The organism is Cellulomonas endophytica, assembly GCF_004123805.1.
GTDB lineage: Bacteria > Actinomycetota > Actinomycetes > Actinomycetales > Cellulomonadaceae > Cellulomonas > Cellulomonas endophytica.
The window spans coordinates 1-21,840 of record NZ_RWJX01000058.1; the positions used below are offsets into that span (position 1 = coordinate 1).

The 21,840-nt window shown below is 76.4% G+C and carries 21 protein-coding genes and 2 pseudogenes; 14 read left to right on the forward strand and 9 right to left on the reverse strand.

Going from position 1 to position 21,840, the window contains the following annotated elements; all coding sequences use genetic code 11:
• Positions 1 to 1,621: pseudogene (locus tag EJA20_RS18760) on the forward strand (sacsin N-terminal ATP-binding-like domain-containing protein); the annotation flags it as partial.
• A 24-nt stretch (positions 1,622 to 1,645) separates the two neighbouring features.
• Here EJA20_RS18760 and EJA20_RS14075 read toward each other — a convergent pair.
• The 6 genes from EJA20_RS14075 to EJA20_RS14100 all read right to left on the reverse strand — a co-directional run bounded on the left by EJA20_RS14075 (position 1,646) and on the right by EJA20_RS14100 (position 6,782).
• Entirely contained in the window at positions 1,646 to 1,951 is a 306-nt protein-coding gene (locus EJA20_RS14075; RefSeq protein WP_205687509.1) for a DUF2530 domain-containing protein, read from the reverse strand.
• 82 nt (positions 1,952 to 2,033) lie between these two features.
• Positions 2,034 to 3,464 carry an EAL and HDOD domain-containing protein gene (locus EJA20_RS14080; protein WP_129339079.1) on the reverse strand — a complete coding sequence of 477 codons (1,431 nt, stop codon included), beginning with the start codon at positions 3,462 to 3,464 and terminating at the stop codon, positions 2,034 to 2,036.
• On the reverse strand, positions 3,461 to 3,928 hold the full coding sequence (locus EJA20_RS14085) for a flagellar assembly protein FliW (RefSeq protein WP_129339081.1): 468 nt from the start codon (positions 3,926 to 3,928) through the stop codon (positions 3,461 to 3,463). The genes EJA20_RS14080 and EJA20_RS14085 overlap by 4 nt, the downstream gene beginning before the upstream one ends.
• Positions 3,925 to 4,812: a flagellin N-terminal helical domain-containing protein gene (locus EJA20_RS14090; protein ID WP_240675511.1), complete on the reverse strand. Its 888-nt coding sequence runs from the start codon at positions 4,810 to 4,812 to the stop codon at positions 3,925 to 3,927. The genes EJA20_RS14085 and EJA20_RS14090 overlap by 4 nt, the downstream gene beginning before the upstream one ends.
• A 16-nt stretch (positions 4,813 to 4,828) precedes the next feature.
• Positions 4,829 to 6,244 carry a flagellar hook-associated protein FlgK gene (flgK, locus tag EJA20_RS14095; RefSeq protein WP_129339086.1) on the reverse strand — a complete coding sequence of 472 codons (1,416 nt, stop codon included), beginning with the start codon at positions 6,242 to 6,244 and terminating at the stop codon, positions 4,829 to 4,831.
• 55 nt (positions 6,245 to 6,299) lie between these two features.
• The gene (locus EJA20_RS14100) at positions 6,300 to 6,782 is read right to left on the reverse strand and encodes a flagellar protein FlgN (protein WP_129339088.1); all 483 of its coding nucleotides are present in this window, start codon (positions 6,780 to 6,782) and stop codon (positions 6,300 to 6,302) included.
• Positions 6,783 to 7,232: 450 nt separating this feature from the next.
• Between EJA20_RS14100 and EJA20_RS14105 the strand changes: the two genes are divergently transcribed.
• Both EJA20_RS14105 and EJA20_RS14110 read left to right on the forward strand, forming a co-directional pair.
• Positions 7,233 to 8,102, forward strand: a complete 870-nt coding sequence (locus tag EJA20_RS14105; RefSeq protein ID WP_129339090.1) for a sigma-70 family RNA polymerase sigma factor — start codon at positions 7,233 to 7,235, stop codon at positions 8,100 to 8,102.
• A 341-nt stretch (positions 8,103 to 8,443) separates the two neighbouring features.
• Positions 8,444 to 8,779, forward strand: a complete 336-nt coding sequence (locus EJA20_RS14110) for a hypothetical protein (RefSeq protein WP_129339092.1) — start codon at positions 8,444 to 8,446, stop codon at positions 8,777 to 8,779.
• Between the two features lie 34 nt (positions 8,780 to 8,813).
• On the opposite strand, the gene EJA20_RS14115 is transcribed toward EJA20_RS14110, so the two are convergent.
• From EJA20_RS14115 to EJA20_RS14125, 3 genes are all read right to left on the reverse strand, one after another.
• Complete coding sequence (locus tag EJA20_RS14115) at positions 8,814 to 10,136, reverse strand: CDP-glycerol glycerophosphotransferase family protein (protein WP_129339094.1); 1,323 nt, start codon at positions 10,134 to 10,136, stop codon at positions 8,814 to 8,816.
• 102 nt (positions 10,137 to 10,238) lie between these two features.
• The gene (locus tag EJA20_RS14120; protein WP_129339096.1) at positions 10,239 to 11,831 is read right to left on the reverse strand and encodes a hypothetical protein; all 1,593 of its coding nucleotides are present in this window, start codon (positions 11,829 to 11,831) and stop codon (positions 10,239 to 10,241) included.
• 97 nt (positions 11,832 to 11,928) lie between these two features.
• Positions 11,929 to 12,303, reverse strand: a complete 375-nt coding sequence (locus EJA20_RS14125; protein ID WP_338068829.1) for an FAD synthase family protein — start codon at positions 12,301 to 12,303, stop codon at positions 11,929 to 11,931.
• 205 nt (positions 12,304 to 12,508) lie between these two features.
• On the opposite strand from EJA20_RS14125, the gene EJA20_RS14130 reads away from it, so the two are divergent.
• The 11 genes and pseudogenes from EJA20_RS14130 to EJA20_RS14180 all read left to right on the forward strand — a co-directional run.
• Positions 12,509 to 14,092, forward strand: coding sequence for a glycosyltransferase family 2 protein (locus tag EJA20_RS14130; RefSeq protein WP_129339100.1), 1,584 nt, complete (start codon positions 12,509 to 12,511; stop codon positions 14,090 to 14,092).
• A gap of 104 nt (positions 14,093 to 14,196) precedes the next feature.
• The gene (locus EJA20_RS14135; RefSeq protein WP_129339102.1) at positions 14,197 to 15,027 is read left to right on the forward strand and encodes a flagellin N-terminal helical domain-containing protein; all 831 of its coding nucleotides are present in this window, start codon (positions 14,197 to 14,199) and stop codon (positions 15,025 to 15,027) included.
• Between the two features lie 134 nt (positions 15,028 to 15,161).
• On the forward strand, positions 15,162 to 16,547 hold the full coding sequence (gene fliD / locus EJA20_RS14140; RefSeq protein ID WP_129339104.1) for a flagellar filament capping protein FliD: 1,386 nt from the start codon (positions 15,162 to 15,164) through the stop codon (positions 16,545 to 16,547).
• Between the two features lie 49 nt (positions 16,548 to 16,596).
• On the forward strand, positions 16,597 to 17,049 hold the full coding sequence (gene fliS / locus EJA20_RS14145) for a flagellar export chaperone FliS (RefSeq protein WP_129339106.1): 453 nt from the start codon (positions 16,597 to 16,599) through the stop codon (positions 17,047 to 17,049).
• Between the two features lies 1 nt (position 17,050).
• Positions 17,051 to 17,446, forward strand: coding sequence for a hypothetical protein (locus EJA20_RS14150; RefSeq protein ID WP_240675512.1), 396 nt, complete (start codon positions 17,051 to 17,053; stop codon positions 17,444 to 17,446).
• 346 nt (positions 17,447 to 17,792) lie between these two features.
• Positions 17,793 to 18,140 carry a flagellar basal body rod protein FlgB gene (locus EJA20_RS14155; protein WP_420836438.1) on the forward strand — a complete coding sequence of 116 codons (348 nt, stop codon included), beginning with the start codon at positions 17,793 to 17,795 and terminating at the stop codon, positions 18,138 to 18,140.
• Entirely contained in the window at positions 18,140 to 18,538 is a 399-nt protein-coding gene (flgC, locus tag EJA20_RS14160) for a flagellar basal body rod protein FlgC (RefSeq protein WP_129339108.1), read from the forward strand. Before EJA20_RS14155 ends, flgC begins: the two co-directional genes overlap by 1 nt.
• Positions 18,538 to 18,888, forward strand: coding sequence for a flagellar hook-basal body complex protein FliE (fliE, locus tag EJA20_RS14165; protein WP_129339110.1), 351 nt, complete (start codon positions 18,538 to 18,540; stop codon positions 18,886 to 18,888). Before flgC ends, fliE begins: the two co-directional genes overlap by 1 nt.
• Positions 18,888 to 20,498 (forward strand): flagellar basal-body MS-ring/collar protein FliF, encoded by a 1,611-nt coding sequence (gene fliF / locus EJA20_RS14170; protein WP_240675513.1) that lies wholly within the window; start codon positions 18,888 to 18,890, stop codon positions 20,496 to 20,498. Before fliE ends, fliF begins: the two co-directional genes overlap by 1 nt.
• Entirely contained in the window at positions 20,498 to 21,505 is a 1,008-nt protein-coding gene (fliG, locus tag EJA20_RS14175; RefSeq protein ID WP_129339114.1) for a flagellar motor switch protein FliG, read from the forward strand. Before fliF ends, fliG begins: the two co-directional genes overlap by 1 nt.
• A pseudogene (locus tag EJA20_RS14180) lies at positions 21,498 to 21,840 on the forward strand (hypothetical protein); the annotation flags it as partial. The gene fliG and the pseudogene EJA20_RS14180, both read left to right, overlap by 8 nt.

Sequence of the window (21,840 nt, forward strand, 5' to 3'; positions counted from 1 at the left end):
CGGCGTCGGCCCGGCGCGCCGCGCCACCCCGACGGCGGCGGCGGTCCTCGCGCGCTGGGGGCTGCGGGCGGTGCACCCGGCGGCCGCGCACCCGCTGCTCGCCCGCCTCGGCGCGGTCGAGGCCGACGCCGGCGCGGTGCTGGCGCTGCCCGCCGTGCGTGCCGCGGTGCTGGCCCAGGCCGACGAGGACGACCTCGTGCTGGCGGAGGGGGTCACCGGCGCGGTCCTGGCGTGCGTCGCGGCCGCGGGTGCCGTCCCGGCGCCGGTCGCGCCGCTGCTCGGGCTCCTCACCCTGCCCGACGCGGACGGCGAGCCCGCGCCCGCGCACGGGCTCGTGCTGCCGGGCTCGCCGGCCGCGGCGCTGCTCGACCCGCGCGTCCTGGCCCCCGTGCACCCGGCCACCGCCGCCCGCTGGGGGGCGGAGGTGCTCGTCGCGGTCGGGGTCCGCGCGGACCTCCTCGTCGTGACCGTGCCCGAGGTCCTCACCGGAGAGGTGGACGACGCGGCGGACGGCTCGGCGGCGGCGCTGCTGGCGGCCGACCTCGACGGCTGGGACGACTACGTCGACCACCTGGCCGACCTGCTCGGGCCCGGCGAGCTCGTGGGCGACCTGCCGGCGGTGGCGGACCTCGACGCGGTCGCGGAGGACGCGTGGCCGGCCGTGCTCCGACGCCTCGCGACGACCCCGGCGCTGCGGCACGCGCTGCTCGCCGCCGTCCGGGGGACGGCGGCGGCCGGGAGCGGGCGGGGTCCCGGGGCGCCCTCCTACACCGCGTGGTGGCTGCGGCACCGCTCCGACCTCGTGCCCCGCGGCGGCTTCCGCCCGGCCGCGACCGCGAGCGCGCCGCAGGACGCCGTGCTCGCCCGCGTGCTGCCGCCCCCGCCGGCCGCGCTCGCGGGGCTCGACGCCGCGGTGCTGCGCGCGCTGGGCGGCACGGCCGACCCCGAGGCGCTGCCCGGCGACCTCCTGGCCGACGTGCTCGACGCCTTCGGCGAGGTCGGGGCCGCGGTGGACCCGGCGGAGGCGGCCGTGGCCTGGCGGGCGCTGGCGGCGGGGGAGGGGCCGGTGCCCGCGGACCGGCTGCCGGCGCTCGTCGCCGGGGGCGCGGCCGTGAGGGTCGTCCCGGTCGACGAGGTCGCCGTGGCCCCCGACGCCATGTGGTGGCAGCGGGCCGACCTCGGGGGGCTCGTGCCCGCCGCCCCCGACCGCGCCGAGCACGTCGCGCGACGGCTCGACGTGCCCCTCGTCGACGAGCTGGCCCCGGGGCGCCTCACGCGGGACGACGCGGCGCCCGACGCCGGGCCGGCCGAGGTGCCGGCGGCCGTCGCGGCGGTGCTGCCCGGCGCCCCGGCGCGCTGGTGGGAGCACGAGCGGCTCCTCGTCGACGGCGAGCCCGTCGACTGGTGGGTCGAGGGGTCGGGGCCGGGTGCGCGGGTCCACGCCGTGCACCTGCGGGGGCTGGCGGCCGGGCTCGCGGCGGCGGCCGGGCGGCCGGGCGCGCGGCACGCGGTGGAGGCGCTCCTCGTCGAGCCCGGGCGCCTGGCCGAGGTCGTGGCCGGGGCGGTCGTGGAGCCCGGACCGCCCGCGGCACCGCCGGCCGGGCCGCCGACCGGGCGCTGAACGACGGCCGACCGCTCCGCGGGGTCAGCGCGGGCGGTGCCCCTCGGGGTCGGCCGCCGCGCCGTGCCCGCCGTGCCCGCCGTGCCCGTGCCCGGTGGCGGGCAGGTTCCGGCGCGACCACTCGGCGCCGACGAGCCCGAGGACGACGCCGACGACGCACACCTCGACGGGGCGCCAGGTCGTCGTCCCGGTCAGCGCGAGCACGAGGCACACGACGCCGGCGAGCGCGAACAGCGCGGCCCCGGCGAGCGCGACGGCGCGCAGGTCGATGGCGAGCGGGGGCGGGGGCGTGCGGGTCGGGTGGAGGAGGACCGCGACGAGGGCACGCACACCGCGAGGGTACCCGGGACGGGCGACGGCCCGGCGCCCCCTCGGGGGGTGCGCCGGGCCGTCGTCGGGGCGGCCGGGGCCGTCAGGAGCGGGTGACCACCGCGAGCGCCGACGCGATCGCGAGCGCCTCCGGCACGGCCGTGAGGTAGGCCTGCGCCACCGCGAGCGGCTCCAGGCCCGTGGCCGCGATGCCCTCGGAGTCGTTCTCCTCGTGGCAGACGACCGCCTCGAGCAGGGCGCCCCAGGGCCCGCCGTGGTCGCGCAGGGCGTCCGCCACGTCGGCGGACACGCCCGTGCGGTCGAGGATCTCGCCGATCGGGACGCGCTGCTGCGCCGCGAGGGCGGACAGCAGGCCGACCGTGTAGCCCGCGTCGGAGCCGGACAGGGCGTGCATCGTCCGGGCGCGCACGAGCATCGACCACAGGGGACCGACGTGCGTGGGCCGGGCGTCGACGAGACCCGCCGTCGCCAGGGCGGCGAGCTGGTGCGGGCCGACGAGCACGACCGCCTGGTGCACGGAGTCGATGTGCCGGCGCAGGCCGAAGGCGGAGGAGTTGATGAGGTGCAGCACCCGGATGGACAGCTCGGGGTCCGCGCTGACGATCCGCACGACGGCCGCGTGGTCCACGGCGTCCGAGGACAGCAGCTGCATGAGCTCGAGGCACTGGAGCTGGCCGGCGGTGAAGCCGCGCTGCTCGGGGCGGGTGTCGCGGGCGAACATCGGGCCCTGGAGCAGGTCCGCGCCGACGGCGGCCGCCAGCTCGAGGCGCGCGGTCGTGTCGGCCCGCTCGCCGATGACGACGACCTCCGCGTCGTGGGCGCGCTCCGCGAGCGTGCGCACGAGCGCGGGGTCGAGCCCGAGGTCGATCTTCACATAGTCGACGAGGGGGAGGAGGACCTCCTGCGACGTCGTGCCCGCGAAGTCGCCGAGCGCGAGCGCGTAGCCGGCCGAGCGCAGGGCGCCCATCCGTTCCGCCGTGTCGGGGCGGACGGCGAGGGCGTGCGGCACCTCGAGGACGACGCCGTAGCTGCACGGCGGCACGGGCGTGGTGCCCGCGAGGATGCCGGCGGTCGCCCGAAGCAGCACGGGGCGGTCGCCGCCGAGGCCGTCGAGGTCGAGGCGGCTGTACTCGTCGTCGCGCACGCGGTCGGCGCGGTCGTCGACGGCCGTGGAGGCGCTGCCGAACACCTTGGCGCGCAGCGCGTACCCGAACACGGAGCGGTCCGGGTGCACGATCGGCTGGCGCTGGATCGTCGAGCCCACCGCGGCCCGGCCGAGGCCGGTGCCCACGCGCACGTCCACGCTCACCCCCTCCGCCCTGCCGGTCGTCGTGCCCGTGGTCGTCCCGCCCGTCGTGCCCGTGCCCGTGGTGCCGAGCGTGCCCGTGCCCGTGCCCGTGGTGCCGCCCGTCGTCGCCGTGCCCGACGGCCCGTCGGGCGCGGCGGCGACGCGGCGCGGACGCCACGGGGCCCGGGCCCGGCCGGTGCCGGCGGGCACGGTGGTCCAGCTCATCCGAGCCTCGCCCGCAGCGGCCAGTCGCCCTCGAGGACGGTCTGGACGGCCCGGCCCGTCGTCGGGTCGACGACGAGGGGGGCCAGGAGGTTGGCGGTCGGCGTCTCGTGCGCGTCGTCGACCGGGTGGACGACGACGAGGAGGACCGGGTCGGCGCCCGCCCCCGCGGCGAGCCCGTCCACGACGCCGGTCACGTCCGGGCCGTAGCCGGGGAAGAACGCGCCGGGGGCCACGACGAACAGCCGCAGCTCGCTCGCCGCGCCCGGCACGGAGCGGAGCGCGAAGAGCACGCCGGTGTCGTCGAGCGGCTCGAGCAGCAGCGCCTCGTGGCCGGGGAGCCCGGGCAGCGGGGCGGCCAGCTCCAGCACGGCGGGGACCGCGACGGCCGGGCCGGCGGCGGTGCGCACCTCGACGAGGTCGTCGGCGGCGGGGACGGGCAGCGCGGACACGGGCAGAGCGGTCATCGGAGGAACTCCAGGAGAGAGGGCTGCAGCGTGCGGGCCGTGGCGGAGAGGGCGCTCTTGTACGCGACCTCCTGGGACTGCAGGTCGAGGACGACGGAGGCGAGGTCGATGTCCTGCACGCTCGAGAGCTGGGTCTTCGTCGAGAGCGCCTGGTCCGCGAGGGACTCCTGCGCGACCTCGACCTGCTTCTGGCGTGCACCGACCGCGGCGTTGGCCGACTGCAGCGCCGCCAGGCGCCCGTCCACCGTGCCGAGGAGGGCGCCGATGTCCGGGTTGCCCGAGCGCAGCGCGGCGGCGGCCGCGTCGAGGACGGCGAACACGGAGTCCGCGCCCTCGCCGTAGGCCGCCGCGCCGTCGCCGTCGACGCGCACCGTGACGGCCTCGGCGAGCCGGCGCTCGACCGGGGTCACCGACCCGTCCGCGGCGCGGCCGCGGTAGGCGTAGGTCGCCGCGTCGAAGGCGACGCCCGCGTCGGACGCGCCCGCGAAGACCGTGCGGCCGTTGACGGACGTGTTGGCCTGCGCCAGCAGCGTCTCGCGCAGCCCCTCGAGCTCCGTGGCGATGGAGCCGAGCTGCTCCCGGCCGAGGGCGCCGTCACCGGCCTGCACGAGGAGCGTGCGGGCGCGCGTGGTGGCGGTCACGGACTGCTGCAGGGTGCTGTCGGCGACGTTGAGCCACGTCGTGGCGTCCTGCGCGTTGCGCTGGTACTGCGCCGTGCGCGCCGTCTGGCGGTCGAGCGCCAGGATGTCGGACGTCGCGGCGGGGTCGTCGGACGGCACGCCCACGGTGGTGCCGCGGGAGAGCTTCGCCTGCAGGTCGGACATCCGCTGCAGGTTCGTCTGGAGGTGGCCCAGGCTGGAGCGCTGGATGGACTGGTGGGTCACGCGGCCGATCATGTCGTCACCTCGCCATGTTCATGAGCGTCTCGAGGACGCTGTCGATCGTGGACAGGACACGGGCGGCGGCCTGGTAGCCGCGCTGGTAGGCCATGAGGTTCACGGTCTCCTCGTCGGTGTCGACCGCGGCGGCCGAGGTCTGCTGCGACTCCGCCTGGGCGCGGGCGGCCTCGGCCACCGTCGCGCGGGCGGTGGCGCTGGCCGACCGGTTGCCCGTGTCGACGACCCCGGCGGCCCACAGGGCCTGGGGGCCGCGCGCGGCGCTGGACAGGGTGTGGATCGCGTCCGCGACGCCGCCGTCGTACGCGGCGCCGTCGACCCCCGAGGCGGCGATGCCGTCGCCGTCGGGCACGGCCACGCGCAGCCCCAGGGCGGCGGGCAGGCCGGCCTCGAGCCGGAAGAAGTCGGTGCCGGTCGCGCCCGCCGCGGTGTACCCGCCCTGGTGCAGGGTGTTGACCTGGTCCGCGAGCTCGGTGGCCACCGTGTCGAGCCGGGCCGCGGCCTCGGCGAGCACGCCGCCGGTGCCCGCGGCGTCGGCCGGGGCCAGGACGGACAGCTGCCCGGCGAGCGAGCCGCCCGACAGGGCGACGACGGAGCCGGGGCGGTGCGCCCAGGACACGGTGACGGGGGCCCCGCCGGCCGCGTCGGCGAACGCCGGGGCGCCGGTGACGACGAGCGCGTTGGTCCGCGAGCCCTCCACGAGCGGGTTGCCCCCGACGAGGACGTCCACCGTGCCGTTCGCCCGCGTCTGCGAGGTCGCGCCGGTGAGGCCGGCGAGCTCGGTGATCGCCCTCTCCCGCTGGTCGACGAGCTCGTTCGCGTTGCCGCCGACGTTCGTCGTCGCGAGGATCCGGCCGTTGAGGTCCGCGATGCCCTGGGCCTTCGCGTTGACCTGGTCCACGAGGGAGACCGCCTGGTCCCGCGCCTGCGTCCACTGGTCGCGCACGGAGGAGTAGAGCGCGCCGACCTTGTCGGTCACCGCGGCCGCCGTGGAGAGCACGGCGGTCCGCGCCGAGGCCTGGTGCGGGTTGTTGGCCAGGTCCTCGAAGGCCGACCACATCTGCGACATCTGGCTCGACAGCGAGGTCTTCGAGGGCTCGCCGAGCGAGGCCTCGAGGGTCGTGTAGGCGGTCGAGCGGACGCCCTGGTAGGACGCGGAGCTCGAGGCGGAGCGGACCTGCGCGTCGAGGAACGCGTCGGCGAGGCGCTCGACGCCGGTGACCCGGACGCCGTCGCCGACGCCGGAGGCGGACTGGAACATGGACGGGTTCACCGCGGTCGGCGACGCGACCATGGTGGCCCGCTGCCGGGTGTAGCCGACGGTGTTGGCGTTCGCGACGTTCTGGCTGGTGACGTCGAGCGCCTGGCGGTGCGCGTTGAGCGAGCTCAGCGCGGTCCCGATGCCGGAGAAGGTGCTCACGGCTTCCTCCCTGCGTACGTGGCCGGCGGGCGCGTGGCCCTCGCCGACCGATCGGTCAGATCGAGCGGTCGATGAGGTGCGCGTGCGGGGCCGCCAGGGCGGCCTGGCCCGTGCCGTCGTAGGTGCGGACGTCGTCCTGGAGGGACGCGAGCGTCTCCTGGGTGGCGCGGTGGGACAGCGCGAGCAGCTCGCGGTTGCCGTCGGCCAGCTGGCCGATCTCGGCGGTGAGCGACGCGAACGCGTCCCGGTGCGCGCGCAGGAGCTCGTCCCACGGCTCCGGCGCGTGCGCGGCGAGGACGGACAGGCTCGAGCCCGGGTCCACGCCCAGGTCGAGGGCGGCGCCCTCGGCCTCGACGGCACGGGCCAGCTCGGCGTCCCGGATCTCCTCCAAGGCGAGCTCGACCTCGGCGGTCGCCAGGGCGAGCCAGCGCGTGCGGCCGTTGGTGAGGAGCAGCTGCTCCTCCTCGAGCTTGAAGAGCAGCGTCTCGAGGAGGTGGCGCTCGCGCCAGAGGACCTCGGAGAGCCGGGTGAGCGACATGGGTCGTCGTGTCCTTCCCACGGGTGGGCGGTCGGGCCGCCGGCGGTCCGGCGGCGTGCTTCCGTCCCCCTTATCGGCACGGGGGGCCCCGGCATGACCCCTGCGGGTGATCCCGCTGCCGTCCGGGTGTCACCCGTCCGCCGCAGGCGCACCCGCCGCCCGGCGGACCCGCGGGAGCGGGCGGCGGGACGGGGAGGCCCGACCGCCGTCCCCCGCACGGGCGCGCGACCCCCGCGGTTCGGCAGCCGGCGGGCCGTGCGGAGGGGACCTCCGGTGTGATCCGCCTCACACCAGCGCCCGTCCGCCGTCCGTTCCGTCCCACGGTGACCGGTCCGGTGCTCCGATGTGTCCGGTTTCCGGTCCGGGCGGCACCGTCCACCCGGACGGCCCTGCCGCGACTCGTCCGGAGCAGTGCTCAAGTCCGCCTCGCCGCGCACCGAAGAACCCGCCGTGAGCGACACCACGCAGAGCCCGGACGAGCTGGTCCTGGCCCACCTCCCGCTGGTCGGGTACCACGTCAGCGAGCTGCTGCACCGGGTGCCCCCGACCGTCTCCCGTGACGAGCTGGCCTCGGCCGGCAGCCTGGCCCTGGTCCTCGCGTCCCGGGCCTACGACCCCACCACCGGGGTCCCCTTCGCCCGCTACGCCGCGCTGCGCATCCGCGGGGCCCTCGTCGACGAGCTGCGCTCGATGGACTGGGCCACCCGCGGGGCCCGGAGCCGGGTGCGCGAGCTCGCCGCGACCTCCGAGCGCCTCACCGCGACCCTCGGGCGCGCCCCGAGCCGCGAGGAGCTCGCCGGCGCCCTCGGGTCCGACGTCGCGACGGTCGACAAGGCCCGCCAGGACGCCGACCGCCGCGTGCTGAGCATCGACGCCACGGAGCGCCCGGTGGCCGACACCATGCCCGACGAGGCGCCCAACCCCGAGGAGGCGCTGCTCGACTCCGAGCGCCTGCACTGGCTGCGCTCCGCCGTCGACACGCTCCCCGAGCGCCTGCGGACGGTCGTCGTCGGCCTCTTCTTCGAGGACCGCTCCGTCACGGAGCTCGCCGACGAGCTGGGCGTCACCCAGTCCCGCATCAGCCAGCTGCGCACGGAGGCCCTCGGCCTGCTGCGCGACGGCATGAACGCGGGTCTCGACCCCGACATGCTGCAGGCCCCGAGCCGTCCGGAGGGGGTCGCCGAGCGGCGCCGCCAGAGCTACTTCGCCGCCGTCGCCGCCCGCGCGACGATGGCCCCGGCCGGCGTGCTGCCGACGCAGCGCGGCGCCGCCCCGCTGTCCGTCTACGACGAGGAGCGCGCGCTCGCCACGACGGTCTGACCGTCACCGGCGGCGCCCCGGCGCCGCCACCGCCCACCCCGCCCACCCCGTCCACCCCGTCCGCCGGCCACCGGGCCCCTGCCCGGTCGCTCACCCCTCGGCCCCGTCGCGACCCTTCGCGGCGGGGCCGAGGTGCGTCCGGGGACGACCGCGGGCCGGCGCCACCCGGGGCGCGGCGGTGGGCTGCCGGGCGAGCCGGCGGGCGACCAGGAGGCGACCAGGAGGCGACCGGCGGGCGACCGGCGGGCGACCCGCCGGTGACGGCGCCCGGCTCCGTGGTGCACACTGCGATCCCCGGCGGCTCTACCACGTCCGGGCGCTCTGAGCACCTGGAGCCGACGATGAGCCTCGCCGTGACGTCCTGGCCGACCCTCCCCGCCGCCCCGACCCGGCGGCGGCGCCCGCTCGAGCCCGGGCGCGCGGTGGCGGTGCGCCTCGGGGACGGCACGCCCGCCCGTGGCACCGTCGCGGTCCGCGTCGACGGCCTGGAGGCGCCCGTCTACTACGTCGCCCTCGAGGGCGGCACCGAGGTCCGCGTCCTCGACCACGAGGTGCGCGCGCTGCGGTCGGCGTCGACGACGACGCCCACGGCGGCCGTCCCGGCGCCGGCCCAGCTCCCGGTCCCGGCGCCGGCCCGTGCGGTCGCGACGTCCCCCGGGGCCGTCGCCCCGGTCTGACCCGCGCCGGCCCGGGCGCGCGGCCGCGCCGGGCTCAGACGCGCTCGGCCCCGCCGGGCGCCCACACCGCGTGGTCGGGCCTCTGCGACCGCGCGACCGCCTCGTCGAGGAACGGCACGAGGTCCGCGCACGCGCGGGCGGGGTCGGAGGCGAAGACGCGCCGGGCGTAGGCCAGGCGCTCCTCGCGGCGGCCGTCGCCGGCCAGGGCCGTGGCGAGCGTCGCGGCGAACGCCTCGGGCGCGAAGGGCGTGGTCGGCAGACCGGGCGGGACGAGCCCGAAGTCGGGCTCGAAGCTCTGGTGCTCCCCGAGCTCGACCGTCAGCACCGGGTTCCCGGTGAGGAGGAAGTCGAAGAGGATCGAGGAGTAGTCGGTGACGAGGGCGCCGAACCGGAACATCCAGGGGTAGACGTCGATCCCCGGGTCGAGGACGTGGAGCCGGTCCACCTGCAGCTCGGCGAGGGCCACGGGCAGGTACACGGGGTGCGGCTTGTAGACCATCGTCACGCCGTGCCGGGTGCCGAACTCGACCATCTGCTCGAGGAAGCGCCGCTCCGTCAGGGGCGTGGTCCGGCCGCGCTGCCACGTCGGCACCACGAGCACGGCCGGGTCGGGGGTCTGCAGCGCCGCCATGGTGCGCGCCGGCAGGTCCGCCCCGACGAGCTCCGTGGGGGTGGCGTCGCGCAGCAGCACCTCGTTGCGCGGCTGCCCCGCCCGCACGAGCTGCGGGACGCCGAAGACCTCGCGCCAGTAGGCGTCGAGGTCCGGGGAGGTCGACAGGACGGCGTCGACGGAGGAGCTCGCGACCCACGGGTCGCGCAGGGGCTCCTGCCGGGTGCCGAGGTGCGGCAGCAGCTGCAGCGTCAGGTGCTTGACGGACACCCCGTGCCACAGCTGGAGCTGCGTGGCGCCGGCCAGGGCGCCGCGGAACGCGAAGGACCCGCCGACGCTCTCGTGCGGGTTGACGGTGAAGACGGCGGCGGCCGCGTGCAGCAGGACGTCGATGCTCGCGTCAGGGTCGCGGTTCAGGTGCAGGTGGGGGAGCCCGTGCCGCTCGAGCGTGGCGGCCAGGTCGTCCTCGAGGGTGCACCACAGGACGTCGTAGCCCCGCGGCCGGGCCAGCGCGTGCAGGTAGAGGTACTTGCTGTTGTCCGCGAAGTGCCGGCGCCCGAAGAAGAGCACGAGGGGCCGCTTGCGCACGCGCCGGGACAGGTGCGCCAGGTCCTCCCCGAAGGCCCGCTGCTCCAGCCGCCCGAGGCGCTGGGCCACCCCCTCGACGACCTGCGCGAGCTCGTCCGCGGCCCGGGCGAGCTGGGACACCTGCGCCCCGACGGGCGCGTGCGGGGGGTTCTTCGGCACGGGGGTCCTCCGGGTCGGTGCCCTGCGGCGGCGCGCGGGTCCGGGTCGCCGACGGGCGCCCGCGCTCGCGCCGATGCTAGGGCGATCGGCCGCCCCCCGCGCTCAGACGCGGCCCCAGACCTCCTGCACGAGGTCGCCGAGGACCGCGTCGAGGACGCGGGCGCCCGCGCCCCGGGGGTCGGCGGGGACGGCCGGGCGGCGCAGGTCGCCGGTGGCGGCGCGGGCGAGGACGTCCCGCAGGCCGGCCTCGTCGAGGACGGACTCCACGTCCGCGCGCCAGTCCGCCTCGGCGCCGGCACCGGCGTAGCCCGCGTGCTGCAGGTGGACCGCGGGCCGCCCGAGCTCGAGGAACTCGGGCACGAGGGACGACAGGTCCGAGACGAGCACGTCCGCCACGTGCAGCGCGGTGCGGTAGTCGCGGTCCTCGTCGAGGTGCACGTTCGGCAGGGCGGCGCAGGCGGCGCGGAAGCGGGCGACGGCGGCGGCCCCCTGCGGGCCCGAGGCGGCGAGGTCGGGCAGCAGCCGGAAGTGCGGCCGCACGACGACGCCGAGGTCGGGGCGCGAAGCGGCCTCGTCGAGGACGGTGCCGACGTGGAGCAGGAACGTCGACCAGCCGCCCGGGCCGACGGAGAAGTGGGGGTTCCACAGCACGGTGCGGGCGAACCGCCACCGCGTGGTCCAGCCGTCGGCCGGCGGCACGTGCTCGAGCAGCCACTCGCCCTTCACCGAGCCCAGCGCGCGCACGTGCCCCGCCCCGGCGCGGCAGTGGCGCGCGAACATCTCCCGCTGCGACGCGGAGGCGGCGAACACGCGCCACGCGACGTTGTGCATCGGGGTGTTGTACTGCCGCAGCACCTCCGTGGGGCTGCCGCTGATGTTGCGGGCGTAGGGGGAGTAGGCGATGCGCACCCCGGCGGCCAGCAGGTCCGTCAGGTGCAGCCCCGCGGGCCGGAACTCGTCGTAGGGGTCGACGAGGAGCGCGACGTCGGCGGTGCCGACGGCCGCCACCCCCTCCTCGGGGCCCACGTGGCGCACGCCGGCGGCGTCGAGGAACGCGGCGGTCTCGCCGGGGACGCGGCTCTGGACGCTGTCGAGGGCGACGACGACGGGTTCGACGCGCGGGTGGCGCTGCGCGGCGGCGACGACCGTGGCCAGCGCGCCCCAGGTGTCGAGGTGCTGGACGGGCACGAGGAGGCGCACGGGCGCCGGGCCCTCGGCGCGGCGGCGCTCGTCGGCGGCGTCCCGCGCGGCCAGCACGGCGGGCGGCAGGGCGGGGGCGGCGGAGGCCGTCCCCGTGACGGGCGTGGCGGGCGCCGCGGGCGTGCGGTCCTCCTGCAGCGTCTGCGCGGTCGCCGTCAGGAGCGCGACGGCGCGCGCCACCGCAGCGGGGTCGCCGTGGGCGACGACGCGGACGGTGGCGTCGAGGGCCCTGGCCTCGTCGGGGCCCACGAGCTCGAGCGGGGGCAGGGCCTCCAGGCGCGGCACGAGCTCGAGGAGCCGCGCCACGAGGGCAACGCCGTCGTCCTCCACGGGCTCGCGGTCGAGGACGAGGGCGAGGTGCGCCCCGGCGTCGGGGCCGAAGAGCTGCGCGGCCGCGGCGAGGACCACGTCCGCGCCCGGGGCGTCGAGGCCGCGGCCGAGGTCGAGCGCGAGCGTGACGGCGGGACGGGCGGGGGCCGGCGCGGTGGTGGTCATGCTCACCCGATCGGCCGAACGGGCGTCGACCTGAAGGGTGACGGAGGTCCCGTCGTCACCGCGCCCGCCAGGGGGCGGGGCGGGCGCGGGCCGCGGCTCAGGCGACCAGGTCCTGCTTGATGCGGGTCGTCGAGATGCCGGGCGTGCGGGGCAGGTAGACGACGTCGCAGAGGGCGCGCAGCTCGTCGAAGCGGCCGACCCAGTCGTCGCCCATGACGAGGACGTCGACCCCGAGGCGGACGACGTCGTGGGCCTTCTGCTCCCAGCGGTGCTCGGGCACCACGCGGTCGACGCAGCGCAGGGCCGCGACCATGGCGGCGCGCTCGGACCAGGGGAAGTAGGCGCCCTTGCCCTTCGTGGCGTTGAACTCGTCCGTGGAGACGGCCACGACGAGCTCGTCGCCGAGCGCCCGGGCGCGGGACAGCAGCGAGACGTGCCCGACGTGCAGCAGGTCGAAGGTGCCGTAGGTCATCACTCGCACGGTCATGTCGTCCCCCGGGGTCGGCGCGGTGCCCCGCACGGTGCGGTCCCCCTCCCCATCGGCGGGGACCCGGCCGACCTGAGCCGCGGGGGCCGGTCACCCGGACGGGCTCAGGTCCACCACCCGTCCGGCCGATGGTCCGAGGAGACCGTCCCTGCAGCCGCTGCAGGTCCCCGACCCCGCCGGAGGCAGCACCATGGCCCGCCCGCCCCGTACCGCGCCGCCCCTCCCCCCGACGCCCCTCCCCCCGACGACCGGCCTCCCGACGGTCAGCGCCGTCCTCGTCGTCAAGGACGAGGAGGCCGTGCTCCGCGCGTGCCTGGAGGCGCTGGCGTGGGCCGACGAGGTCGTCGTCTACGACACGGGCTCCTCCGACGGGACGCTCGCGATCGCGCACGAGCTCGCCGACCGGGTCGTCGAGGGGTACTGGGACGACGACTTCGGGGCGGCGCGCAACCGTGCCCTCGCGCACGCGACGGGGGAGTGGGTGCTCTCCGTCGACGCCGACGAGGTGTTCTCCGGCGACCCCGCCCGCGTCCGCCGCCAGCTCGCGCGCTCCACGGCCGGCCTGCGCACGCTCATGCTGCTCGACGAGCGGGGGCACGTCGACGGGGCGGACATCGCGCTGCCGCGCCTGTTCCGCCGCACGGCCTACCGCTGGGTCGGCGCGCTGCACGAGTCGCCGGTGCCGCTGCCCGGGTCGGGGACGGCGGACGTCTCCCAGCCGCTGCCCGGGGTCGGCGTCCGGCACTCCGGCTACCGCCAGGACGTGCTCGTCAGCCGCGACAAGGTGGCCCGCAACGTCGCCATCAGCCGGGCGGAGCTCGAGGACGGCCTCGCGGCCGGCGTCACGGGGCCGCGCCTCGCGCAGCTGCACGTCAACCTGGCCCGCTCGCTCGTCCTCACGGGCCGCCACGCGGAGGTCCTCGAGCACGCTGGGCGCGCGCTGGACGCCGGCGCCGCCGGCTACCCGCTCACGGTCCTGGCCCAGGCGGCGATCATGGCCGCGGCCGCGCTCCCCGACGAGGACGCGGTCGACCGCTGGCTCGACGTCTGGGAGGGCGCGACGGCGCAGGCGGCGTTCCCGCTGCGCACGCGGGCGCTCGTGGCCCGGCGGCGCGACCGGCCCGGGACGGCCGTCGAGGTCCTCGAGCGCATGCCCACCGTCACCGTCGGCGACGCCGGCGCCCGCGTCGACCGGCGCGACCTCGCCGACGTCGCCGTGTGGGCGTACGCCGCGCTCGGCCGCCCGCGGGACGCCCAGCGCGTGGCGCTCGAGGCGGTGGAGACCGGTCGCGTGGTCGGCCGGCCGGGCGAGCTGCTCGCGGCCGTGGGGGAGCGCACGGTGGCGACGCTCGTCGCCCGCGTCCCCGACGAGGCGTGGGTGCGCTGGGCCGCGGCGTGCGCGGCCGACGGCTCGCCGGGTGCCCGAGCCTTCCTCGCCGCCATGCAGGCGCACCGGCCCACGAGCGGTGCCGTCCTGCAGGCCGCCGCCGTCCTCGCGCCCGAGATGGACCTGGAGGAGGCCGTCGCGTGGTCGGCGCACCTGCGCCGCGCCGGCGTCCCGGACGGGTGCCCCCTCGTCGTGCTCGCGGCCGACCCCGGCGCCCCGGTGCGCGACCGCGCCCTCGCCGGCGCCCTCGCCTGGGACGTCTACCGGGACGAGCGCGCCCTCGCCGCCCTCGAGGGGGCGCTTGCCCTCGTCGCGCCCGGCGACGCCCCCGCGCTGGCCGCGGAGCTCGAGCTCGTGGCGCCCGGCCTCGTGTCGGCGGGCGCATAGAAAAAAACTTCGGCCCGGGGCTCAAGCCGAGCCCCCCGGGACCGATGAGAAGGGTGTGCCCACGGAAGGGCCGCCCGACCCCGTCAAGGAAGAGGAATTCGATCATGGGTCTGTCTGTCAACACCAACGTCGCCGCTCTCAACGCCTACCGGAACCTCTCCAGCACGCAGGGCTCGCTGAGCTCCTCGCTCGAGAAGCTCTCCTCGGGCCTCCGCATCAACCGTGCGGCGGACGACGCGGCCGGTCTGTCGATCTCCCAGGGCCTCACCTCCCAGATCAACGGGACGAAGCAGGCCGTCCGCAACGCGCAGGACGGCATCTCCGTCGTCCAGACCGCTGAGGGTGCCCTCACGGAGACGCACTCGATCCTCCAGCGGATGCGCACCCTGTCGGTGCAGGCCGCGAACGACGGTGGCCTGTCCACCGCCGCGAAGGGCAACATCAAGGACGAGATGGACCAGCTCTCCACGGAGCTGACCCGCATCTCGGCCACGACGCAGTTCAACGGCACGAGCCTGCTGAACGGCTCCTACAAGGGTACGTTCCAGGTCGGCGCCAACACCGGCACGGACAACCAGATCGTCGTCACGCTCGCCTCGGGCGTGTCCGCCGCGGGCCTCGGCCTGTCCTCGGTCGACGTCACCGCCTCCGGTGGTGCCACGGCCGCGATCACGGCGATCGACTCCGCCATCGGCCAGGTCTCCAAGATCCGGTCGTCGCTCGGTGCCGTGCAGAACCGCTTCGACCACACCATCAACAACCTGAACGTCGCGGCGGAGAACCTCACCGCGTCGAACAGCCGGATCCAGGACACCGACATGGCCTCGGAGATGGTGAACTTCACGCGGTCCCAGATCCTGTCGCAGGCCGGCACCTCCATGCTGGCGCAGGCGAAGTCGCTCCCCCAGAGCGTGCTCTCGCTGCTGCAGGGCTGATCCCGACCGGGCCGGCGGCCTCGTGCCGCCGGCCCGGGCGCAGCACCCCACGACGGGCGGCGGGCGGAGCTTCCGCCCGCCGCCCGTCGTGCATCCGGACCCGTACGACCCCTGACTGACCACCGGAGGACCCCATGGCGAGCGTCGGCAGCAGCACCTCGAGCAGCACCCTGCAGATCAGCGGGCTCGTCTCCGGCATGGACACCGCGGCGCTCGTCGACAGCCTCATCGCCGTCGAGAAGCAGCAGCAGACGCTGCTGGCCACGAAGCAGTCGACCGCCTCGGGCGTCTCCGGCGCGCTGAAGTCCCTCAACACGAAGACCGCGTCCCTCAAGGACGCCGCCGACGCCGCCGCGAAGGCGACGTCGTGGCAGAGGACGTCGGCGACCAGCAGCGCGACCTCGGTCACCGCCGTCACCTCCTTCGCCGCCCCGTCCACCGTGTCGTTCACGGTCGACCGGCTCGCCTCCGCGCAGTCCTCCCTCACGCAGCTGCCGGCCGCGTCGGCCATGTCGACGCCGCCGCGCTTCACCGTCACGAACACGCTGACCGGGGTGCCCACCACCGTGACGGCGACGAGCGGCTCGCTCGCCGACGTCCTGTCCGCCCTCGGCGGCACCTCCGCCGGCCTGCACGCGTCGGCGATCAACCTGGGCACGAACGCCGCGCCCTCCTACAGCCTCCAGCTCACGAGCGCGACCGCCGGTGCCGCCGGCGCGTTCACGGTGAGCTACGAGGGCGCCGACGGCGAGCCCGTCGCCATGGCCCTCACGCAGGTCGGCGCCGCCGCCGACGCGCAGATCACGCTGTTCCCCGGCACGACCGCCGCGAAGCCGGTGACGAGCGCGACGAACACCTTCTCCGGCCTCATGTCGGGCGTCGACGTCACGGTGAGCAAGGTCGAGACGACCCCGGTGACCCTCGCGGTCGGCTCCGACGACAAGGCGCGCACGAAGCTCGCCACCGACCTCGTCAGCAACCTCAACCTCGTGCTCGGCGAGATCACGGCGCAGACCGCGTCGAAGACCTCGACCGCCTCCGACGGCGGCAGCCTCGTCAAGGGCGGGGTGCTCACGAGCAGCTCCGCGGTCCGTGCGCTGAAGCAGGCGATGCTCGGCACGGCGTCCACCACGACCGCCGGCGGCTCCGTCGCGCAGCTCGGGCTGTCGCTGGAGAAGGACGGCACGTTCAAGCTCGACGAGGCCGCGTTCGCCTCCGCGCTGGCGAAGGACCCCAAGAAGGTCGAGGCGGTCCTCGCCGGCTTCGCGAAGGCCGTCGCGGGCGTCGCGGACTCCGCGAGCAACGCCTCCACCGGCACGCTCAGCCTGGAGGTGAAGGCGCAGGAGTCGCTCGTGCGCGACCTCGGCGAGCGCGTCAGCGCCTGGGACGACCGCCTGGCGCTGCGCCGGTCGGCGCTCGAGAAGCAGTACGCCGCGCTCGAGGTGTCCCTGTCCAAGCTCCAGTCGCAGTCCACGTGGCTCGCGGGGCAGCTGTCCAGCCTGTCGAGCAACGGCAACTGACACCCGTCCCCCGTTCAAGCACCGGCCGCCGAAGGACGATAGAGACCTCATGTACGACGTGCGCTCGCGCTACAAGGCCGACAGCATCACCACGGCCGGACCGGCCAAGCTCCTGACGATGCTCTACGACCGCCTGCTGCTCGACCTCGACCGCGGGGAGGCCGCGCTCCGGCTCGCCGACCGCGGCGCCGCCTCGCGGCACCTGTGCCACGCGCAGGACATCGTCGCCGAGCTCATGGGCAGCCTGGACACGCGGGAGTGGGAGGCCGGCGCGCAGCTCATGTCCGTGTACGCCTTCCTGTTCGACGAGCTCGTCCAGGCCAACGTCCGGGCGGACGCCGACCGCGTCGTCGCGTGCCGGGGCCTCGTCGCCCCGCTCGCCGCCGCCTGGCACGAGGCCGCCGCCACCATCGCGCGGACCTCCGTCCCCACCCCCCGCCCGGCGCCCGCCGCCGAGCAGGGCGTCGCGACGAGCGGCCTCGGCCTGCTCGGCGTCGGCTGACGTGGCCGCCCCCGAGCGCACCGGCGTGCCGGGGGCGCCCCCCGTCCTCCTGCCCACCCCGCGCCCGGCCGGTGACGAGGACCGCTTCCACGCCGCCTGGCGCGCCGCCCTCGACGAGCTCGAGCTCGACGTCGCCGAGGCCGAGCGGCTGCTCGACGAGGCGCACCGCGCGGCGGAGGCCCCCGCCCCGGTCGTCGGCGCGTGGCTGCCGCCGCTCGGCCTGGGCCCGCTGCCGCGCCCGCTGCTCGAGCGCGCGACGGCCCTCGTCGAGCGGCAGTCCGCCGCCGCCCGCCGGATGGTCGAGGCCATCGGCCGCGGCCGCCGGCACGCCGCCGCCGCCGAGGCGATGCGCGTGGGCGTCCCCGCCGGACCCGTGTACGTGGACTCCGTGGACTGAGGGCGGCGCTGCGCGCACCGCCGCGCACGGCAGCACCCGCAGCACGGCCGCACGGCAGCACGGCAGCACCGCAGCACCCCAGCACCCCGAACGGCCCGCGTCGCACCCGGCGCGGGCCGTTCGTCGTCCCCGGGGGAGGGCCCCCCGGCGCGAGCCCCCACGGGTGCGCCGGCGACACGCCGGTGCCGGCGGGAGGACCACCCGTCCGGGGAAAGAGGTCACCCGTTCACCCTCATGCCGGGGGTGACGTCGGCCGATACCCCTCACGAGCGACGGATCGCTCGTGCTCGGAGGCCACGGATCGGCCGACCCTCACTCGTCGAGATCGACAAGGGGCTCCCTGTCCATGGGACTGTTCGATTCCGTCAGCAACGTCGCGCTCAGCAGCGCGCTCGACGGCCTCGCGCTGCGCCAGCGCGTCATCGCCGACAACATCGCGAACATCCAGACGCCGGGCTACCGCGCCCAGCGCGTGGCGTTCGAGGACTCGCTGGCCACCGCGGTGCGCCGCGGCTCCGGCGCGGTCACCGCGTCCGTGGCGCGCTCGCTGGAGCCCACGCGCGAGGACGGCAACAACGTCAACCTCGACACGGAGACCGTGTCCAACGTCGACACGCAGCTGCGCTACCAGCTCGCGACGCAGGCCGCCTCGGGCCAGTTCTCCGCCCTCCGCACCGCGATGCGGACGAGCTGATGACGATCTTCGGCGCCATCGGGGTGGCGGGCAGCGGTCTGACCGTGCACCGCAAGTGGCTGGACGCCCTCTCCGACAACATCTCGAACGCCAACACCGTGACCTCCACGTCCGAGGACGCGTACCGCCAGCGGTTCGTCGTCGCGCAGGAGATCACCACGGGGGAGGGCGGCGTGCAGGTCAAGGGCGTGGAGTTCGGCTCCGCCGAGGGCCGCATGGTCTACGACCCCGACCACCCCCTCGCCGACGAGGGCGGCTACGTGAAGTACCCGGACGTCGACATGGCGAGCCAGATGAGCCAGCTGATCATGGCCCAGCGCGGCTACCAGGCGAGCGCCGCGGTCATCGACCGGGCGAAGCAGCAGTACGAGGCCGCACTCCAGATCGGACGCATGTGATGAGCATCCTCCCCGGCATCGAGGCGGTCGGCGGCGTCAGCGCCACCGGCTACCTGTCCGCCGCCGACGCCGTCGGCTCCGCCACCGCGGCCGGCCCCCTGGACGGCGCGGGCGCGGCCGGCGCGACGGGCGGCGTCTCCGGCGCCTCCTTCGTGCAGGCGCTCGAGAGCGTCCAGGGCCTGCAGTCGACGTCCGCCGACCTCGCGGTCAAGGCCGTGACCGGCGACCTCTCCGACGTGCACGACTACACGATCGCCTCCGCCCAGGCCGCCACGGCCCTCGAGCTCACGGCCGCCGTGCGCAACAAGGCCGTCGAGGCGTTCACCGAGATCATGAGGATGCAGGCCTGATGGCTGCCATGAAGTCCGCGCTCGGCCGCCTCGGCGGGGCCGTCGGCCAGTTCTCCCTCGCGCAGCGCACGCTCGCGATCATCGGCGTCGCCGTCCTCGCCCTCGGCGGCTCCGCCCTCTACGGCTACCTGTCGAAGCCGACGATGGGCCCGCTGTTCTCCGGCGTCTCGCCCGAGGACGCCAGCGCCATCACCGACGTGCTCACCGCGGACGGCGTGGCCTACGAGCTCGCCGACGGCGGCACGACGATCCTCGTCCCGACGGGCTCCATCTACGCCGAGCGCATCAAGGTCGCCGCGGCGGGCCTGCCGGCCGACGCCTCGGGCGACGGGTACTCCCTGCTCGACACGATGTCGATGACCTCGTCGGACTTCCAGCAGAAGACGACCTACCAGCGGGCCCTGCAGGGCGAGCTGGCCAAGACGATCGAGTCCATGACGGGCGTCGAGACGGCGTCGGTGAAGCTGGCGATCCCGGAGGAGACGGTCTTCGTCGAGTCCAAGGGCACGCCGACCGCGTCGGTCTTCGTCCGCACGGCCGCCGGCCGCCAGCTCACCGACGACCAGGTGCAGGCGGTCGTCCACCTCGTCTCCGCCGGCATCGAGGGCATGGACCCGCTCGACGTGTCCGTCGTCGACGCGGAGGGCACCGTCCTGTCCGCCGTCGGCACGGGTGTCACGGGCTCGGGGTCCGCCCAGTCCTCCGACTACGAGACGAAGGTCGCCGCCTCCGTGCAGGCGATGCTCGACCAGGTGCTCGGCGCCGGCCGCTCGGCCGTCACGGTCACCGCCGAGGTCGACTCCGCCACGAGCGAGACCACCACGGAGACGTTCACCCAGACCCCCGACGTCGGCCCCCTGGCCTCCTCCACCACGGAGGAGACCTACACGGGCACCGGCGGCGCGGGCGCCACGGGCGTCCTCGGCCCCGACAACATCGCCGTCCCGAACGGCGCGGCGGCCGGGGGGACCGGCGACTACCGCTCGGCGACCGAGGACGTCACCAACGCGGTCAACAAGACGACGGAGCGCACGAGCAGCCCCGCCGGCGCGGTCGCCCGCCAGTCCGTCGCCGTGGTCGTCGACTCCACGGTGGCGGCGGGCATCGACCTGGCCAACCTCCAGACGACGATCGCCGCCGCGGCGGGCATCGACACCACCCGCGGCGACACCCTCGCGGTGCAGCAGATGGCGTTCGACACGACGTCCGCCGAGGCCGCCGAGAAGGCGCTCGCCGCCGCCGACGCCGCCGCGGCGAAGGAGGCGCAGGGCGAGCTCGTCCAGCAGGGCGCGATCGGGGGCGCGGTCCTCCTGGCCGTCGTCGTCGCGATCGTCCTGGCCGCCCGCCGGGGCAAGAAGGCCAAGCGCGAGGCGCTCGACCTCGGGGAGCTCGACACGCGCCGCGAGGAGGCCGAGCGCGCCGCGCTCGAGGCCCTGGCGGCCGAGGACCGGCCCGCCCTCACCGCCCGTCCCGACGGCGACGACGACGACCCGACGGCCCAGCGCCGCCAGGAGATCACCGACCTGGCCGACGAGAACCCGGCCGAGATGGCCGAGCTGCTCCGCGGCTGGCTGAACGAGCCCGCCACCTCCGGATCGAGGCGCCGCTGATGACGGTCACCACCACCCTGTCGGGGTCGCAGAAGGCCGCGATGCTGCTCCTGCAGCTCGGCAAGGACCGCGCCGCGAAGGTCATGGCGCGCATGGACACCGCGGAGATCGAGGAGCTGACCGCCGAGATCCTGCGGCTCGAGCGGGTCGACCAGACCCTCGCGGACCAGGTCGTCGACGAGTTCTACGACTTCTCCGCGGCCGGCCCGGGCGTCGGCGGCGGGCTGGGCCTGGCCCAGCAGCTCCTCGAGGGCGCCATCGGACGCGAGCAGGCCGGCGAGATGATGCTCCGCCTGCAGGCGACGATGGCCCCGCAGCCCTTCGAGTTCCTGCTCCAGGCCGACGCCCGCCAGGTGCTCTCCCTCCTCGACGGGGAGCACCCGCAGACCGTCGCCCTCGTGCTGGCGCACCTGCGCCCCGAGATGGCCTCGGGCATCCTCGGCGCGCTCGAGCCGTCGCTCCAGGCGGACGTCGCCCACCGGATCGCGCTCATGGAGCGGGCCATGCCCGACGTCGTCGCGGTCATCGCCGAGGTGCTGCAGCGCAAGGCCTCGGCCGTGCTGGCGCCGAAGGAGATGGCGGCGGTCGGCGGCGTCCAGCCGCTCGTCGAGATCATCAACCGCGCCGGCCCCAGCGCCGAGAAGGTCATCCTCGAGGGCCTCAAGACCCGCGACGAGGGCCTGGCCGACCAGGTGCGCGCGCTCATGTTCGTCTTCGCGGACATCACGCTGCTGGACGACCGCGCGATGCAGCTCGTGCTGCGCCAGGTCGAGACGTCCTCGCTGTCCGTCGCCCTCAAGGGCACGGCCGAGGAGGTCCGCGACAAGGTGCTGCGGAACCTGTCGGAGCGGGCGCGCGAGAACCTCCTGGAGGAGATCGAGCTGCTCGGCCCCACCCGCATGTCGCAGGTGGAGGAGGCCCGTGCGGCCGTCGTCCAGGTCATCCGCGGCCTGGAGGAGAGCGGCCAGATCGTCATCAGCCGCGAGGGGGAGGACGACTTTGTCTGACCGGGCCTTCGTCGCCACGCCGCTCGGCGCGCTGCCCCGCCAGGGGTCCGCGCCGGCCGTCGAGGGCACGACGACGAGCGGGCGGTTCGCGCCCGACCCTGCCGGGCGCGTCCCCGGGCCGGGCACCACGGGCACCACGGGCGCCACGGGCGCCGCCGACGTGCGGGCCTTCGAGGCCGTCGCCGTGGCCGTGCCGTCCGCGCCCGACGCGGGCTCCCGCGCCTCCGGGTTCGCGGCGGGCTACGCCGCCGGCGCCCGCGAGGCGGCCCGCGTCGCCGAGGCGGAGGGCGCGCTCCTGCGGGCCCGGGTCGCCGAGCGCGAGGCCGCGCGCGACG